The organism is Rheinheimera gaetbuli (genome assembly GCF_054781935.1).
On the sequence record NZ_BAAGTL010000008.1, the window covers coordinates 516,227 to 533,324 of the forward strand.

Sequence of the window (17,098 nt, forward strand, 5' to 3'; positions counted from 1 at the left end):
CAAATAGCGCTGTCAAATGGGAAACAGCAGAGAGTTTATGTTACGTTGTGAACGGGTAATCCCGGTTATGGTTGTTTGCCTGATGGCTGCGTTGCAGCAGGTCAGTGCTGAAACCATAACCCACTATAGCCAGACTGAGCTGGCACACATGTCTGGCCAGTCGGCACTGGATATTGTTAAGCAGGTTGCCGGCTTCCGGTTTGTTGACTCAAACAGTCAGCGCGGTCTTAGCAATGCCAGCGGCAATGTGCTGATTAATGGCTTACCCGTGCTTAATAAATCGCAATCTCTGGCAGATATGCTGGCCGGGCTGTCTGTCAGTCAACTTGGCGCCATGGAGGTGTATCTGGCGGGGCACCCGTTTGCCGCGGCCAGCCAACATACTCAGGTGATCAATCTGCTTCGGCATACTGCGCAGCCCCAAATCAGCTGGCGCATAGCAGCAGGATCTGCTTTGGCTATGCAGCAACCGCAAGCGTTATCGCTACAAAGCAGCGCTGTCTGGCTCGGCTGGGATCATCAACTGCACGTCAGTCGCGAAAAAGATTTGCTGCAAAGTCACAGCAGCTTTTTCCAGACCGGTGCGGATAGTAGCCCAGACCTTAACGGTAGTGAGGATTACAGCGATGCGACAAAAGACAGCAATCTTGCCATAACCTCTGGCAAGACACTGGGCAATAGTTACTTGCAGCTTAATAGCCAATGGCAGCAACAAGGCTATCAGGAGCGCTACCGGCGCAGATGGCTGCAAGATGCTGCCGTTGCAGCGACAGAAGCTATCAATAGCCAGAATAATCAGCAGCAGTTTGAGTTGGGCCTGGACTGGCAACAACAGGCAAATGACGACTACGATGGCTGGTTATGGCAAATTAGCGGGCTATACCGCCGGCAGCGCTCAGACTATGACTCGCAGACAGATACCGCAGAACAAGATAACAACAACATTGGGCTGTTTAGCCAGCGCAAAACACTCACTGAACAAGTGATCAAGTTCAGTAGCCAGCAAGCCACGCTGTGGTGGCAGCCTGAGCTGGGGCTCGAGCTTAGCCAAAACCGGTTGAATGCCAATACGCTGATGCACGGGGGGCTAACAACCACAGTACAGGAAAACCGGGCCGAGCCTTACATAGCCAGCAAAATACAGCTAAATGCACAGTGGCAATGGTATGCAAAATTAACCGGTGAATACGCCACGCTGCAAACTGAGACTCAGTACTACTACCAAACCCAAAATCGCTATCTAAAGCCGTTAATTAAATTAAGTCACCAGCGCGAAAGTGGCTTGCAATCAACCTTCACGCTACAGCGTAAGGTTGAACAGCTGGACTTTGCCGATTTTATTCCGGGGCTGGATAACGACTTTGGCCGCGAGCAAGCCGGTAATGCGCGGTTAAAACCGCAGCAAAGACTGGAGCTGAGCTACGAGTTAAATTATGGTGTTAGCGATTATTGGGCACTAAATACAGCGCTGTTCTGGCATAAAATCAATGATATTCATGAGTTTGTACAATTTGATGCCGACAGCTGGGGGCTAGCCAATGCTAGCCAGGCAAGTTACAGCGGAGTCGATATAAAGCTTAACCTGGCCAGCCATTGGTTGGTGCAGGGCAGTGAAATAACCCTGAATTACAGCTTTCGCGAAGCCCGTTATGCCGACCCATTAACCGGCAACCGGGCTATTTCCTGGCTAACACCGCACAGTGGCGACATTGAACTGAGAAAACACGCAGACTGGTATAGCTGGGGCTTGACGATCGATTTTGCCAATGTAGAGACGGCGTTTTACCCCGACGAGGTTTACCGCCAGAAAAACAAAGCGACTAGCGATATCTACGCCGAGTTCAGTTTGCGCCATGGTTTGACACTGGAGGTAACATTAAAAAACCTGTTTGGCGCCGACTATAAGTATCAGCGCGATGTTTTTATGCCGGATCGCAGCCATGCTGTGGCGTATCGCTATTACAGCCTGGAGCGCAGTGATCCCAGCCTGCTGATCGCACTTAGTGGTAATTTTTAGCCGTTACCCGGGCCGTGATGGCACCGCTTTAGTTACTGTGTTTACGAAAGCAATCATTGTGATGGTCATTCACCATACCGCAGGCCTGCATATGGGCGTAAATAATGGTTGAGCCAACAAACTTAAAGCCACGTTTTTTTAAGTCTTTACTAAAGGCGTCAGACTCGGGGCTGGTGGCGCGGTAATCTTCAGGCCCGGCAATGCTGTTTTGCTGCGGTTTGCCGCCGACAAACTGCCATTGATAAGCGCTGAAGCTGCCAAACTCGGCTTGTATCTCTAAAAACCGGGCGGCGTTGTTAATCGCTGCCGCCACTTTTAAGCGGTTACGGATAATGCCGGGGTTTTGTAGTAACTCTGCCGCTTTGGCCTCATTAAAAGCCGCCACTTTCACCGGATCAAAGTTAGCAAAGGCCGCGCGATAGCTGTCGCGTTTTTTCAGCACGGTGTACCAACTCAGCCCAGCCTGAGCGGCTTCTAAGGTTATAAATTCAAACAGCTTGTTATCGTCATACACCGGCACGCCCCATTCGGTATCGTGGTAGGCAACATAATCTCGCTTGCTTAAATCGACCCAGTGGCAGCGGCAGGGTGTATTCATCTGTTTAGCCTTTTTGCTTAAGTGCTGGTGGCTGTGCCAGATAATCCAATGCCAGGCCAGTTAATGCCCGCACACCGTTAACTAAGGCATCTTCGTTAACATCAAACATTGGTGAGTGGTTTGGCGGTACTTCGCTTAGCGGTTTGCCCTCGGGCGAGATGCCTAAAAAGAAAAACACGCCCGGAATTTGCTGCTGATAAAATGAGAAATCTTCGGCGCCGGTGATCGGCTTTATTGGCGCCACGCCTTTGCTACCAGCCGCCCACTGCAGGCTTGGCATGGCCCAGTCGGTTAATGCCGGGTCGTTCCAGGTAACGGCGGCAAAGTTGTGTACATGAAAATGTGCTTCAGCGCCGCTGGCTTTGGCAATATGCTCGCTGGTATGCGCCATACGTGCGATTAAGTCTTCACGCATCTCGCTGTCAAAGGTACGAATGGTGCCTTCCAGCTTTACGTCGTCGGGAATAATGTTCCAGCGGATACCGCCGTGCACCTGACCAAAGGACACCACGGCTGGCGCTTTGGTGACATCAATCTGCCGCGCCGGGATCAGGTTAATGGCATTGATCAGCTGGCCGGTCACGTTAATCGGGTCGATACCGCGCCAGGGGCTGGAGCCATGTACTTGTTTGCCTTTAACGGTAATCTGAAAGCTGTCAGCCGCGGCCATTATACCTTCGGTTTTTACCTGCAGCTGGCCGGGTTCGCCGGGCCAAACATGCAGACCAAAAATCGCCGACGGGCTGGGGTTGGCAAATAAACCTTCGGCCAGCATCATCTTGGCACCGCCATCCTCACCGGCTGGCGGGCCTTCCTCGGCTGGCTGAAACACAAACATTATCGTGCCGGCAATGTCAGCCTTTTGTTTGGCTAACACTTCAGCCGCCCCCATTAGCATCGCCACATGCGCATCGTGGCCGCAGGCATGCATGACGCCGGTTTGCTGGCCGTTAAATTCGCTAACTACTTTGGACGCAAACGGCAAACCGGTTTGCTCGGTGACCGGCAGTGCATCCATATCGGCACGCAGTGCTACCACCGGGCCATCTTTGGCGCCCTTTAAAATACCCACCACGCCGGTGTGGGCAATGCCGGTGCGTACTTCCAAACCGAGTTTTTCTAAATGCGCGGCCACTTTAGCGGCAGTGCGTACCTCGCGGTTTGACAGTTCCGGATGCTGGTGTATGTCGCGCCGCCAGCTAATCACTTTGGGCATTACCTGCTCAATCTGCTTGCTTAGCTCTGGCCGCAGTTCGGCTGCAATATCAGGGGCGTATAACAGAGGTAGTAATGCCAAACTTAGTAGTGACCGGCGCATAAAGTCTCCAAAACGGTATAGTGAACTACTACCATAAGCGCCACTGATGAAAATGGCAATTGCTGCTGGCAAATTGCCGTCAGCTTAGGTAATGTCGGACCAGTTGCTAACGCTGAGGCTAAACATACCCTAATGCAGTTACATATTCTCAAGGGTTATATACAGAACATTTATCTGGTGCAGGATGCGGCCGGCTTATTGCTGCTGGATGGCTGTAGCCGGGCGGATATTGCAACAGTGTGTGATTATATTCAGCAACAATTAGCTTTGCCGTTAAGTACGCTAAAACTGATAGTAGTAACCCATATGCACCCTGACCACGCCGGCGGTGCGCATAAACTGCGGCGTTTAACCGGCGCCCGTATTGGCTGCCACCCCAAAGCACGGCGCTGGTATGGCGGCCTGCTTGGCCGCACCGCGCATTTAATAGATGTTAGCTTAACCTGGTGGGTGGCTAACCGTTTAGGTAAACCTAAACGGCATATCTGGTACAACCCGATTTTAAAGCCGGACTTGTTGCTGTTGGACGAGCAGCCGCTGCCTGATTTCCCCGACTGGCAGGTGCTTTACACGCCGGGTCACACTGACCATGACTTGTCTTTGCTGCATATGCCAACTAAGCAGCTGTATATCGCTGATTTAATCGTGTCGGTAAAAAAGCGGCTGGTACCGCCATATCCGGTGTGTCATCCGAATCAATATAAGCAGTCGTTGCAGCGGGTTAGTAGCCTGGCGCCCAGTCAGCTGTATTTTGCCCATCTGCCACCACGGGCAGGCGGGAGTATTAACTTTGCTGACATTCTCTTGCAAGCACCAACCTTGCCAAAAAACCACTGGCACTCGATGAAAAACCGCATTATTCATACACTGGGCTGGCAACCTAATTCGCACTAAGGCTATAGCTCAGCGGCTGGCTTAGCAGTTAGGTCAGTGAGTTGTTCTCGCGCTCGCCGGCGTTGGTGTCTATGGCTAGGCTCATCGCGATTTAGCACAGCGTTATAATAATCGACAGCGTGACAATACATCCAAAAGCGTCGCCACCTTGATCCGGCGTGCCTAGGGCATAATTCAGTCCGGCCATAACCGAGCGTTTGCCGTGGCTGGCATCCAGCAATTCTTTACGAATCAGAATACAAAATAATGTCATCACGCTGCAATGACTCAGAAGTAACATTAAAATAAGTGTTAATTGATAGAATACGTTTTTAAAACGTTTCTTTATGTAATTTATTGTTATATTTTATTTTTATTATGTGGTTCATGTTTGGTTTGTGTTCTTATTGCAGGCGGTGGCAATAAATTACTGTATGAAATAACAAGGAAGATTTTAATATGCGAATAGTTGCAATGAGTCTGTTATCGGTTTTACTAAGTGCCTGTGGTGGTGAATCTAAAAATGATGTAAGTATTCCACCTCAACCTCCAGCATTAAATGATACCTTGCCTCCAGTGATTACGCTTCTTGGTCAATCCAGTATTTTTCATGAGCAAGGCATAGAATATTCTGATCTTGGAGCAAGAGCTATAGATCAGGTTGATGGTAGTGTGGCAGTTTCAATAACCGGAGCAGTAGATGTTAATATAGCAGGAACTTATGAACTGCAATTCAAGGCGCAAGATAGTGCTGGAAATGTTTCCACATCGATTAGAGAAGTTCAGGTTGTAGCACCCGGAATTGACGCTTTTGTCAGTAATGCAGCTATTCAGCAAGCTTTGCCATCTAGTTACATTAACTCTGTAGAGACGCTTATCAAAGCGCATGATGAGGTAATTGCCGGTGATTATTCTGCAGCAAGAGAACGTATTGATGCCATTTTTGCAGCGCAACCATTTTCTGATGATGTTTGGAAAAATGGTGTATCAGTAAAAGGATTAAATGCTGGGCATCCCGTGGCTTATTATGGTCTTAGAATGCTCGATGAGATCACAAAAGTTGGCGAGGTCACTACCCAAAATACACTTCAGCTAACAGCTATCATTGCTTCATGTGCAACCATCGAACGTCTAACTTGGCCAGATTTATCTCCAGAAACAGTTGATGTAACCATTGATCCGGCCATCATGAATAATAATTACCACCTTTTGTATGAATCTACAGATCTTTTTCGGCGTTGGATAAAAGCCATTACTCGCGGTAGTGAACTAAAACTTGTGGTACATGAATTAAATCAATGCACCAGTGTGAGCTCTGTGCGTGAGGGAAATGTCGTTGTCGCCTATCCAGACTCCGAGCAGATGGTGATGGATGTACCTGAAGAGATAAAGAATAAAACCGACATGTGGTGGGTAATTGCCCCATCAGCAGTGCCCGGTGATGGTTCTGGCTTTAACCTACATTTTATTACTGGAGGAATGGGATTAATCGATGATAAACCACTTTTGTTATCTGATGATGCTTGGTTTACCCGAAAGCCAGAACATATGGGCTCTGGTATATATTTACAAGTAGAGAGACGTAGCTATCAGCCTCAGTGGTTTCAACATGAATTTATGCATCACCTTTACCGGGCATGGCCAGAATTTCGATTAGAGGCGGGTGATCATCAATGGTTTGATCGTTCAACGTGGCCTGATGATTTTGTTGGTAAATGGGAGCCAGATTATTATGCCGAATCTATAAAGAAACGTTTACTTAATGCATCACCGACATTAGCTAGCGGCTTAGACAGAACAGATTAAAGTCCGGCTTTAACATAACGCCGTAAGTATCCGGTAATCTATCACTGTTCTAATTAAACCAATGCCGGGTGCGGTTGGCAAAGTATACCAGCGATAGCATTACCGGCACTTCTACCAGCACACCTACCACGGTGGCGAGCGCCGCGCCGCTGTTTAAACCAAATAGAGCGATGGCGACAGCCACTGCCAGTTCAAAAAAGTTTGAGGTGCTGATCATGCACGCCGGGGCTGCGATGTTATGCGGCAAGCGCATTTTTTTCGCTACAGCATAGGTAATGGCAAAAATGCCGTAGGTTTGAATGAGCAGTGGTATGGCAATCAGCAGAATAATCAGCGGCTTGGCTACTATGGTTTGTGCCTGAAAGCCAAATAGCAGCACGACTGTGGTCAACAGGCCAATCATTGACCAGGGTTTGGCATGGGCTAAAAAAGTGGTTATGCGCTGTGCGCTGCCGCCGTTGTTCAGTTTTTTCCGTGTAAGCACACCGGCAATCAGCGGCAGTAACACGTAAAGCACGACAGACAGCAACAGCGTTTGCCACGGAATGGCAATATCACTGACACCCAGTAGCAGGGCAGCCAGCGGCGCAAAGGCAAAAATCATAATAATGTCGTTTACCGACACCTGCACTAGCGTGTAATTGGCATCGCCTTTGGTCAGCTGGCTCCAGACAAATACCATAGCGGTGCAGGGCGCTACGCCGAGTAAAATCATACCTGCGATATATTCATTCGCGCTTTTCGGATCTACTATGCCTGCAAAAAACACTTTAAAAAACAACCAGCCGAGCGCAGCCATGGTAAAGGGTTTTACCAGCCAGTTCATTACCAGCGTCAGCACCAGGCCTTTGGGCTTTTTACCGACATCTTTAATGGCCGCAAAATCAATTTGCACCATCATCGGGTAGATCATCAGCCAAATCAGCAGCGCTACCGCCAGGTTAATCTGGCCGTATTCCAGCGCAGCAATAGCCTGAAATAGCGTAGGGAAAATATTGCCCAGCAGCACACCGGCAGCAATACACAGTGCCACCCAAACTGATAAATACCGTTCAAAAATACCCATGTTAAGTTCCTGGGAAGCAACCCTATTCAATTGCTTTTAAAAGCTAAATAATGACTTTAGTCTGCAGTTACAGCGTTAAACTTTGCGGCTGGCCAGTTTCTTATAGACCGTATCTTTGTCGCGCTTGCCAACGGCTAAAACATACACCACTACTTCATGATCTATCACTTCATAAGCCAGCCGGTAACCGGCTGTACGTAGTTTGATCTTGTAGACATTGTCATAACCATGCAGCCGGGCTGAGGGGACATGGGGGTTTTCTAAGCGCTCAGCAAGCTTTTTTTTGAACTGCGCTTTAATCGGCAGTGCCAGTTTTTGCCACTCTTTTAGTGCCAGCGGTAAAAACTTTAGCTTATAGCTCATCCAGGCTGACTTCCACTGCGTCAGCTAACCCAGCGCGCCGGCTTTCAACCACTTGCGCCAGCTCATAATCGTCCAGTCTTTCCATTAACCATTCATAAGTTTCAGCTGGCACCAGATAAGCCGTTGGCTTGTTGTGGTTAAGAATAGCCACTGCAGCACCATTGGCTTCGTTAAGTAATGCTGTTGGGTTCTTTTTTAATTCTGAAATACTGGCCGAGCACTGCGCCAACACCTGTCGCATAAAGACCTCATATTAAGCGCTTAATTGTGGTCTTATTTTAGACCGATATATTGCTAAGCGCCAGCTTCAATTTACCCACTAACGTGCCTGCGCTAACCCACACTGTTTAGCCATATTGGTACAGCGGCTCTGCTACCACATTAAGCGTGGCAGCTTTATGCAGATCATATTTTTGCTGACGGCTTAGCCAAAACTGTGCACTGATGCCAGTACCCAGTTCCAGCTTTTCGCCAGTTGAATTGGCCCGGCAGGGCGCCGGGCCGGGTTTGCTTAACGTAAGATCAACAGGCTGCACTTGGCTTTACTAATCATCGCTGTGGTGGTGCTGCCAACAATAAACTGGCGGATGCGCGAGTGGCCGTAAGCGCCCATGACCAACAAATCAATATTGTGATCTTGCTGATATTGGTGCAACACTGTTTCCGGCTCGCCGCCAACAATCGCCACAGTGGTGTCAAAACCGGCACTACGTAAAATGGTGGCGGCACTGGCCATTTGTGCTTCCGTGGCGGCGGTGGTTGCACCGGCCATCACCAGATGCACTGGCAAGCCTTTACCCAGCGGGCTGGCAGAAAGCATTTCCAGACCTTTGAGTGCTGTGGCGCTGCCATCAAAGGCCAGCATGATGCTTTTGGGCTCAGTGTAGCTTTGTTGGGTAAGCAATATTGGCTTGTGCAATGTGCGTATAACCCGCTCGACATGCAGGCCAATATGGCCGTGTGCATCGGCGCTGCTCAGGCCGCGCTTACCCAGTACCAGCAAGCGGGTTTCCTCTGCCAGCTCGGCTAAGGTTTCTACCAACTGGCCATGGCGCAGGCGCTCGTCTACCGCTTTTACGCCGGCAGCTTCGGCACGGGCTTTGGCGGCATCCAGCATAATGCGGCCGCGTTGTAGCTCCAGCTTGCTATGTTGTTCGTCCAGCTCAGCCAGCTGGGCTAACAGCGCTTCCTGGCTGCCCAGGCCAATGCTGCCGCTTAAATCGGTAGTGGCCGGTTTGGCAGATTTATCCAGTACATGAATAACCGACATGGCCACATCAAGTTTTTTTGCTGCCCAGGCCGCATAGTCGCATACCGCTTGGGCATAGGGTGAGGCGTCAATACACGCCAGTACTTTTTTGCTCATGCTGGTTCTCCTAGTGGCCCATCAGTTTTTCAACGGCGTCTGGCTGGTTATGTACGGCAAACTTATCTACTAAGGTGGCGCTGGCTTCGTTTAAGCCAATAAGCTCAACCTCTGTGCCTTCGCGGCGGAATTTAATTACCACCTTATCTAGTGAGCTAATGGCCGTAATATCCCAAAAATGCGCTTTGCTGACATCAATAATGACTTTTTCTACTGCGTCTTTAAAATCGAAGGCGCCGATAAACTGCTCACTGGAGCTGAAAAACACCTGGCCGACCACGTTGTAAGTACGCTCGTGGCCATCTTTGGATAAGCTGGAGCCGATATACAAAATCTGGCCAACTTTATTGGCAAAAAACAGTGCGCTAAGCAGCACGCCAACCAATACGCCGTAAGCCAGGTTATGGGTAAATACCACCACGATAACAGTCGCAATCATTACCACTGAGGAGCTTTTCGGATTTTTGCCAAGATCTTTTACCGATGACCAGCTAAAGGTACCAATAGATACCATGATCATCACCGCGACTAATGCGGCCATTGGGATCATGCCTACCCAGCTGTCGAGAAACACCACCATTACCAGTAACAACGAACCGGCTAACAAGGCAGACAGCCGCGTACGGCCGCCAGATTTCACGTTAATAATCGACTGACCAATCATGGCGCAACCGGCCATACCGCCAATTAAACCTGAGCCAATATTGGCCACACCCTGGCCAACGCATTCACGGTTTTTATTGCTTGAGGTATCGGTTAAATCATCGACGATAGTGGCAGTCATTAATGACTCTAAAATACCCACCACGGCCAGTGCTAACGCATACGGGAAGATAATTTGCAGGGTTTCAAGGTTCAGTGGCACGTCTGGCCAGAGGAAAATCGGCAGGCTGTCCGGCAGCTCGCCCATATCGGCTACGGTGCGGATATCCAGCTTGAAATACACGGCGATAGCGGTTAACACCACAATACAGACCAGCGGCGAGGGGATTTTTTTCGTCACATACGGAAACAAATAAATAATCGCCAGTCCAAGCGCTGTCATGCCGTACACGGTAACGCTGCCGTAAGTGCCGCTAAGCTCGGGCAACTGCGCCATAAAAATCAAAATAGCTAAGGCATTTACAAAGCCGGTAACCACAGAGCGCGAGACAAAGCGCATTAAATCGCCCAGTTTAAACAGGCCAAAGATAATTTGAATTACACCGGTGAGTAAGGTTGCAGCTAACAAATATTCCAGGCCATGCTGTTTTACCAGCGTAATCATCAACAGCGCCATAGCACCGGTGGCAGCCGAGATCATCCCCGGGCGGGCACCGGTAAAAGCGATAATGACACAGATAGCAAAAGAGGCGTACAAGCCAACTTTGGGGTCAACCCCGGCGATAATCGAAAATGCTATGGCTTCAGGAATCAGGGCAAGTGCCACAACGATGGCTGACAACACATCTCCACGAACGTTAGACAGCCAGTTTTGTTTAATTGATGTAGTTAGCATTGGTTGAAATATCGTCAGCTAAAAAGGGGGCGCGCAGTATACCGATATCAGCCAGTGATTGCCAGGCGATGGGCAATTAGGCCGGCACTGCATCAATCAAGCCGGGGCAGTCGAAAACAAAGGCGATCTTTTTCAGCGCTTTTTGCTCTAGTAGTAAATCGGCAGCCAGCAGGCTTTGCTGCACTAACCACTCTGCCGGTAGCTGCAGTTGCAGATATTGATGGCTGCCACTTGCTGTTAACTCAGGTAGCAAATCATCCCGCCGTTTTTGGTTTAACAGCACCGCTAAGCGCAGTAACACCAGCAAATAAATAACCTGAGGCAGCTGATACAAACTAAACGCTGGGATCTCGTCAGCGCGGATTTTACGGCGGTGAAACCTAACTAGCATAGCAATAAGCTGTTGTTGTTCCTGGTTAAAACCGGGCAGGTTGGCATTGTGCAAAATGTAGGCTGAGTGCTTTTGCACGCCAGACGAGTTTATATGCAAGCCTACCTCATATAATGTCGCGGCCCAGCCCAATAACATAGCGTCTTCATCGGTCAGCTGCCACGCATTGCGTACCTGGCTAAATAAAGTGAGTGCCGTATGGCTAACGCGCTCGGCCTGAGCCATATCTACATCGTAGCGCCGTTGCAGGCTGGCGACGCTGTGCTCGCGAATATCAAGATGCTGCAGTCGGTCGCTCATTTCGTACAGCACACCTTCACGCAAGGCGGCGTCGATATAAATCATCTGCTCTATCTGCAGTAAATTAAAGGCGGCAATTAAAATCGCCAGCCCTGAGCAAATCAGCAATTTACGGTCGTCTGTTAAACCGGGTAACTCCAGCTGATAGCTGTTTTCCTGCGTGACCAGATGTTCTTTTAATGCCAACAGATGTGGCAGTTCCAGTGCGTTAGTGCTAAGGCCTAAGCCAACAATAATATCGCGAATAGTTTTAACGGTACCGGATGTGCCAACCGCTTGCTGCCAGCTTGCGGCTTTAAAGCTGCTGACAATTGGCTCCAGTTCTTGTTCGGCTTGTAAAATAGCACGGCTAAAGCGTTTTTCACTGATGCGACCCTGCGGGAAATGCTGCAGAGCATAGCTGACACAACCCATATTGCGGCTGCTTAACCTCAGCGGATGCAGGCCTTCACCAATGGCAAACTCGGTGCTACCGCCACCAATATCCATTACCAACCGGCGGCCAGAAAAGTGTTCAAAGTGCGCCACACCCTGATAAATAAAACGCGCTTCTTCCTGGCCTGAGATCACCTCTATCGGGAACGGGAACACGGTTTTAGCCCGGCGTAAAAAAGTGGCGGCATTGCGCGCGCGGCGCAGGGTATAGGTAGCGATAACCCGCACCGATTGCGGTGCAAATGGCTTTAACGTATCAGCAAACTGCGCCAGCACGCTAAGACCGCGTTCAATGGCTTCTTCGCTTAATACCAGTTGCTCATTTAAGCCTTCGGCTAATTGTACTTTTTGTTTTTCACGATGCAGCAGCTGAATATCACCATCTACCACCCTGGCTATTACCATATGAAACGAGTTTGAGCCAAGGTCAACAGCGGCCATATAGGCCTGTGCTGGCGTAGTTAGTTGTTCTGCTGCATCATTCATTCTTCTGTGCTGTCAATCCGCTGGGCGCCTGGTGTAATTTTGGCAAAGTAGTCATATATTTGCTGCTGCGAGCGAATGCTGCGCTTATTGCCGCGTTTAACATAAGCATTGCTTTGTTTGGCGTCAATAATACGGGCCTTTACGTTGTCGCGCCACTGAATATCTAAAGTGTCTAGTATTTGCTGTTTTAGCCGTACGGCGTATATAGGTACGCCAACCTCAACCCGTTGGTCAATATTGCGTGTCATCCAGTCGGCCGATGACAGATAGACATCGGTTTCACCACCATTGTGAAATACATATACCCGGGCGTGCTCCAAAAAGCGGTCTAATACCGAGATAATTTTAATATTCTGGCTTTTGCCACTCAGGCCTGGCATCAGTGAGCACATACCACGCACGATAATGCGAATCTTTACCCCGGCCTGGCTGGCGCGGTACAGCATATCAACAATTTGCTGGTCTACCAGGTTGTTCACTTTAAGGAAGATTTCAGCCTTGCGCCCGCTAACGGCGAAATCTATCTCGCGTTGAATCAGTGCCAACAGCCGCGGCCGGCTCCAGGTGGGTGAGACAATTAAGTGGTTAAACTGATAGGGCCTGTAGCTGTATTCGATAAACTCAAATACCTGATCAATTTCAGCGGTAATTTCCGGGTGGCAGGTAAACAAGCTCATATCGGTGTAGATACGTGCGGTTTTCTCGTTAAAGTTACCGGTGCCGATATGGCCGTAATGCATCAATTTGCCTTTTTCCATCCGGCTGATAAGGCAGAGCTTAGAGTGAATTTTCAGCGTGGTTAAACCAAATACCACCTGAATACCGGCTTCGGTCATTTTACGCGCCCAGTTGATATTGTTTTCTTCGTCAAAGCGCGCTTTTAGCTCTACTACCACGGTAACTTTTTTGCCGTTGCGCACGGCATCAAGCAGTGAATGAATCACCCGCGAGTGCTTAGCCACCCGGTACATCGTCATTTTAATATGGCTAACTTTCGGGTCGAATGAGGCCTGGCGCACCCACTCGGTAAAATAACCAAAGTTATGGTAGGGGTAATACAATAAGATATCGCCTGCGCGAATGGCGTCAAAGCTGGTGGCGTATTGCTCAAATTCCGGGCTTTTCAGCGGCGGCATGGCCGGAAACTCAAGGCTTTGGTGGCCTATATTAGGAAAGCCGATAAAGTCTTTAAAGTTGCGATAACGGCTACCCGGAATTAACGAGTCAACTGAGCTGGTACCCAGTTGCTTGCTCAGCACTTTTAGCATTTGCTCTGGCATAGCCGCGTCGTACACCAAGCGCACCGGCTCCGATTTTAGGCGCTGGCGAATGCCTTTAGACATCTTATCTATCAGGCTTTGGTCCAGGGTGTCGCTGATATTGTACTCGGCATCACGGGTAAGCTTTAACGAATAGGCCTGAATATGGTCAAACTCAAAAAAGCCGGCAAATAAGTCGGCAATACAGTGCACTATGACGTCGTCTAAAAGCAGGATCTGGCGGCGGTAGTGGCCGTTTTTCTTACGGGTGTTTAAGTGCAGCGGCAGTTCAATAAAGCGCGACAGCTCGTTGGTGGGCACTTGCACTATGGCATATTGTGGTTTGCCGCTGCCGGTCATTTCTACCATTAGGTAGGTAGTGTTGTCTTCCAGTGCTTTGGGCAAGCTGACTTCCTCACCGGATAAAATCATCGGTGAGATATGTTTAATCACTTCATCGCGAAAATACCCTTTAACCCAACCGGATTGCAGCTCGCTCAGCTTAAAGTTATCAATGAGTTCGATATTATGTTTACGCAGCTCTAACTGAATATCCAGGTAAATGGCATTGAAGCGCTGCCCCAGCTGGAGTACTTGTTGCTGAATTTCCTGCAGTAAATCTTCGGCGTCTTCCTGCTCGCTGGATTGGTATTTTTTCAGCAGGATACGGCGCTTTACGTCAGCCACCCGCACACGGAAAAACTCATCCATATTGTTTGAGTAAATACCCAGAAAACGCAGGCGCTCTATCGGCGGATTACGCTCGTCGGCTGCCTCTTGTAACACCCGGCCGTTAAAAGCCAGCCAGCTTAGCTCGCGGGGGTAACTTGGGTATTCATTAACTGTGGTGACATCGCGCAAATCCATAATCCAGCTCCCTGACTACTACTGGCTATAACTCTATGGCATTTTTATGACAGCAAGATGAATGCTGCCAGCAGGTGGCAGCACTTTACGCTTAGATACTGGTTTCAACGTCGACCACTATATCGGTTGCTATGGCCTCCAATGCTTTTACGACTTCATCACGGCTCAAGCCTGCCGGCAATTCTACTGTTGCTATCGCATTAAACAGCGGTACGCCCCAGTTTGGCGCGCTTTGTTTGCTGCTTTCAAAGTGAATAATATTGGTGCCTTTATGCTTAATAACCGACGATAACTCACGCACTATACCTGGCCTGTCGTTACCGGTAATGACAAACTTAAGCTGCTGCTGCGGATTCAGCTCAGCAGGCAGGCCATGCTGTACACGAATATCCAGCTCGGTAATAGATTCCAGTGCAGCGGTTAAACCGGGCAAATCCTGCTCGGCCACTTCTACCTGTAAAATACCGGCAAAATAGCCGGCCAAATGGCTTAAATTACTCGCCATCCAATTGCCGTTGTGGCTACTTATAACAGTAGCTAACTGCTCAACTAAGCCAGCTTTGTCCCGGCCAATTAACGTAAGTACTAACTGCTTCATTTATTATCTTCCTTAGTGCAACACTTAAAACCAGCCTTCAGCGCGATGGGTAATGTGAGTTGATGGTATTAACAGCAGAGTGTAGTCCTGACTGTAACATTTTTAAATCAGTAAGCTACATTATTTGTAAATTTAATGCGGGTATCAGCCAGTTTTTCGTTTTGCTACATCACCGTACAAGAGTCAGACAGAAAAAATTTGGCAGGCGAATGTTAACTGTCAGTAGTACAGCGCTACTGTTTTTGCCTATACTGCTGATATTAGCATTACTGCAGCTGTATGCAGTGAGTAACTGCCTTCGGAGAGCCTCGTGGATAAACTTAATTTAACTAAACATATTTCCAGCTCCTTCAATGACGAAATTGAAGAAGTGCGTAACCATGTGATGGCAATGGGGGGGCTGATTGAGCAGCAGTTGAATAATGCGCTTGGTGCTATTGCCAGTGCCGACGCTGAACTGGCACAGTTGGTTATCGACACAGATTTAAAAGTCAACGACTGGGAACTACAAATTGATAAAGAATGCACCGGCATTATTATCAGGCGCCAGCCAGCAGCCAGTGATTTACGTCTGATTATGGCCATTATGAAAACCATTGCTGATTTAGAGCGCATAGGTGACGAAACCCGGCGTATTGCCAGGGTGGCACTGGAATCGTTTAACAGCGAACAGCAAGACCTGTTGGTTAATCTGGATAATCTGGGCCGCCACGTGGGACAGATGCTGCATGATGTGTTGGATGCTTTTGCCCGCATGGATGTCGAAACCGCAGTGGCAGTGCACCAGGAAGATAAAAAAGTAGACCGCGAATACGAGGCCATTACCCGCCAACTGATGACCTATATGATTGAAGATCCGCGTTCAATACCGAAAATTATGAATGTACTGTGGTCAGCCCGTTCGCTGGAACGCATTGGTGACCGCTGCAAAAATCTGGCTGAATACATTATCTTTTTTGTCAAAGGCAAGGTGGTGCGCCACAGCAGTGCAGAAAAACTGGAGCAGGAAGCGCGTAGCTAATTTTACATTGCCTTTGCTGTATATCTTTTACGCCCTGCTTAGACCTCTGTGCAGGGCGTTTTCATTGTGCGTTCATTTTTCGTTTTTCTTGCGCTTTGAATGCCGTTACAATGCGCGCCGACTATCGTCAAACCAACTTACGAGGCCAGGCTATGCCAGCTAGTACTTTTTTGTCCGTGTTTGCCAAATCACCTATTAAGCCGATAGAAGAGCATATCCGCAAGGTGCATCAGGCAAGTGAACTGTTACTCCCCTTTTTTGATGCTGTGTATCAGCAAGACTGGGCAACGGCAGCGGATGTACGTAAACATATCGTGGCGTTGGAAAAGGAAGCCGACAAACTTAAGCGCGAAATTCGTATTAACCTGCCACGCGGCCTGTTTTTACCCGTTGATCGCACCGATATCCTGGAATTGGTGTCGCAGCAGGATAAAATTGCCAATAAAACCAAAGATATAACTGGAAGGGTGTTAGGCCGTGAGTTATTGATCCCTGCAAGTTTGCAGGTGGGCTTTAAAGCCTATTTACAGCGTTGTATTGATGCCACGGCTTTGGCAAGTGAAGTTATTAACGAGCTGGATGAATTATTGGAAACCGGCTTTCGTGGTCGTGAAGTAGATCTGGTCATTAAGATGGTCGAGCAACTCGATACCATTGAAGGCGACACCGACGATATGCAGATCAAACTGCGCAAAGCGTTGCGTTTAGCTGAGCAGGAACTGAACCCTATCGACGTGATGTTTTTGTACCGCACACTGGAATGGGTAGGTGACCTGGCCGATGTCGCACTTAAGGTTGGTTCTCGTCTCGAAATTATGCTTGCCCGTTAATTTTAA

General features: G+C 48.9%; 17 protein-coding genes. 5 read left to right on the forward strand and 12 right to left on the reverse strand.

What is annotated here, in order from left to right:
- Nucleotides 1–37 precede the first annotated feature (37 nt).
- Nucleotides 38–2,017 (forward strand): TonB-dependent receptor, encoded by a 1,980-nt coding sequence (locus ACYVIC_RS09205; protein ID WP_460859275.1) that lies wholly within the window; start codon nucleotides 38–40, stop codon nucleotides 2,015–2,017.
- A 28-nt stretch (nucleotides 2,018–2,045) separates the two neighbouring features.
- Here ACYVIC_RS09205 and ACYVIC_RS09210 read toward each other — a convergent pair whose 3' ends face one another.
- Complete coding sequence (locus ACYVIC_RS09210) at nucleotides 2,046–2,615, reverse strand: DNA-3-methyladenine glycosylase I (protein ID WP_460859276.1); 570 nt, start codon at nucleotides 2,613–2,615, stop codon at nucleotides 2,046–2,048.
- Between the two features lie 4 nt (nucleotides 2,616–2,619).
- Entirely contained in the window at nucleotides 2,620–3,933 is a 1,314-nt protein-coding gene (locus tag ACYVIC_RS09215) for an amidohydrolase (RefSeq protein ID WP_460859278.1), read from the reverse strand.
- A gap of 132 nt (nucleotides 3,934–4,065) precedes the next feature.
- Here ACYVIC_RS09215 and ACYVIC_RS09220 point away from each other — a divergent pair, with 132 nt between their 5' ends.
- A complete protein-coding gene (locus ACYVIC_RS09220; protein WP_460859280.1) occupies nucleotides 4,066–4,827 on the forward strand; it encodes an MBL fold metallo-hydrolase in 762 nt (253 codons plus the stop codon).
- Nucleotides 4,828–4,918: 91 nt separating this feature from the next.
- Here the strand turns inward: ACYVIC_RS09220 and ACYVIC_RS09225 are convergent, their stop codons facing one another.
- Nucleotides 4,919–5,080 carry a hypothetical protein gene (locus tag ACYVIC_RS09225; RefSeq protein WP_460859281.1) on the reverse strand — a complete coding sequence of 54 codons (162 nt, stop codon included), beginning with the start codon at nucleotides 5,078–5,080 and terminating at the stop codon, nucleotides 4,919–4,921.
- Nucleotides 5,081–5,265: 185 nt separating this feature from the next.
- Between ACYVIC_RS09225 and ACYVIC_RS09230 the strand changes: the two genes are divergently transcribed.
- A complete protein-coding gene (locus tag ACYVIC_RS09230) occupies nucleotides 5,266–6,612 on the forward strand; it encodes a DUF5011 domain-containing protein (RefSeq protein WP_460859283.1) in 1,347 nt (448 codons plus the stop codon).
- Between the two features lie 49 nt (nucleotides 6,613–6,661).
- On the opposite strand, the gene arsB is transcribed toward ACYVIC_RS09230, so the two are convergent.
- From arsB to ACYVIC_RS09275, 9 genes are all read right to left on the reverse strand, one after another.
- On the reverse strand, nucleotides 6,662–7,678 hold the full coding sequence (arsB, locus tag ACYVIC_RS09235) for an ACR3 family arsenite efflux transporter (protein WP_460859284.1): 1,017 nt from the start codon (nucleotides 7,676–7,678) through the stop codon (nucleotides 6,662–6,664).
- Nucleotides 7,679–7,753: 75 nt separating this feature from the next.
- On the reverse strand, nucleotides 7,754–8,041 hold the full coding sequence (locus ACYVIC_RS09240) for a type II toxin-antitoxin system RelE family toxin (RefSeq protein WP_460859286.1): 288 nt from the start codon (nucleotides 8,039–8,041) through the stop codon (nucleotides 7,754–7,756).
- A complete protein-coding gene (locus tag ACYVIC_RS09245; protein ID WP_460859288.1) occupies nucleotides 8,031–8,282 on the reverse strand; it encodes a type II toxin-antitoxin system Phd/YefM family antitoxin in 252 nt (83 codons plus the stop codon). The genes ACYVIC_RS09240 and ACYVIC_RS09245 overlap by 11 nt, the downstream gene beginning before the upstream one ends.
- A 106-nt stretch (nucleotides 8,283–8,388) precedes the next feature.
- Nucleotides 8,389–8,577 (reverse strand): hypothetical protein, encoded by a 189-nt coding sequence (locus tag ACYVIC_RS09250; RefSeq protein ID WP_460859289.1) that lies wholly within the window; start codon nucleotides 8,575–8,577, stop codon nucleotides 8,389–8,391.
- Nucleotides 8,553–9,407: a universal stress protein gene (locus ACYVIC_RS09255; RefSeq protein WP_460859291.1), complete on the reverse strand. Its 855-nt coding sequence runs from the start codon at nucleotides 9,405–9,407 to the stop codon at nucleotides 8,553–8,555. The genes ACYVIC_RS09250 and ACYVIC_RS09255 overlap by 25 nt, the downstream gene beginning before the upstream one ends.
- 10 nt (nucleotides 9,408–9,417) lie before the next feature.
- Complete coding sequence (locus ACYVIC_RS09260; protein WP_460859293.1) at nucleotides 9,418–10,905, reverse strand: SulP family inorganic anion transporter; 1,488 nt, start codon at nucleotides 10,903–10,905, stop codon at nucleotides 9,418–9,420.
- 76 nt (nucleotides 10,906–10,981) lie between these two features.
- The gene (locus ACYVIC_RS09265; RefSeq protein WP_460859295.1) at nucleotides 10,982–12,517 is read right to left on the reverse strand and encodes a Ppx/GppA phosphatase family protein; all 1,536 of its coding nucleotides are present in this window, start codon (nucleotides 12,515–12,517) and stop codon (nucleotides 10,982–10,984) included.
- A complete protein-coding gene (gene ppk1, locus ACYVIC_RS09270; protein WP_460859297.1) occupies nucleotides 12,514–14,643 on the reverse strand; it encodes a polyphosphate kinase 1 in 2,130 nt (709 codons plus the stop codon). The genes ACYVIC_RS09265 and ppk1 overlap by 4 nt, the downstream gene beginning before the upstream one ends.
- Before the next feature lie 91 nt (nucleotides 14,644–14,734).
- Nucleotides 14,735–15,241, reverse strand: coding sequence for a glycine cleavage system transcriptional repressor (locus tag ACYVIC_RS09275; protein ID WP_460859298.1), 507 nt, complete (start codon nucleotides 15,239–15,241; stop codon nucleotides 14,735–14,737).
- Nucleotides 15,242–15,551: 310 nt separating this feature from the next.
- Here ACYVIC_RS09275 and phoU point away from each other — a divergent pair, with 310 nt between their 5' ends.
- Both phoU and ACYVIC_RS09285 read left to right on the forward strand, forming a co-directional pair.
- Nucleotides 15,552–16,262, forward strand: coding sequence for a phosphate signaling complex protein PhoU (phoU, locus tag ACYVIC_RS09280; RefSeq protein ID WP_460859300.1), 711 nt, complete (start codon nucleotides 15,552–15,554; stop codon nucleotides 16,260–16,262).
- A gap of 152 nt (nucleotides 16,263–16,414) precedes the next feature.
- A complete protein-coding gene (locus tag ACYVIC_RS09285) occupies nucleotides 16,415–17,092 on the forward strand; it encodes a TIGR00153 family protein (protein ID WP_460859303.1) in 678 nt (225 codons plus the stop codon).
- The last annotated feature ends 6 nt before the right edge of the window (nucleotides 17,093–17,098 follow it).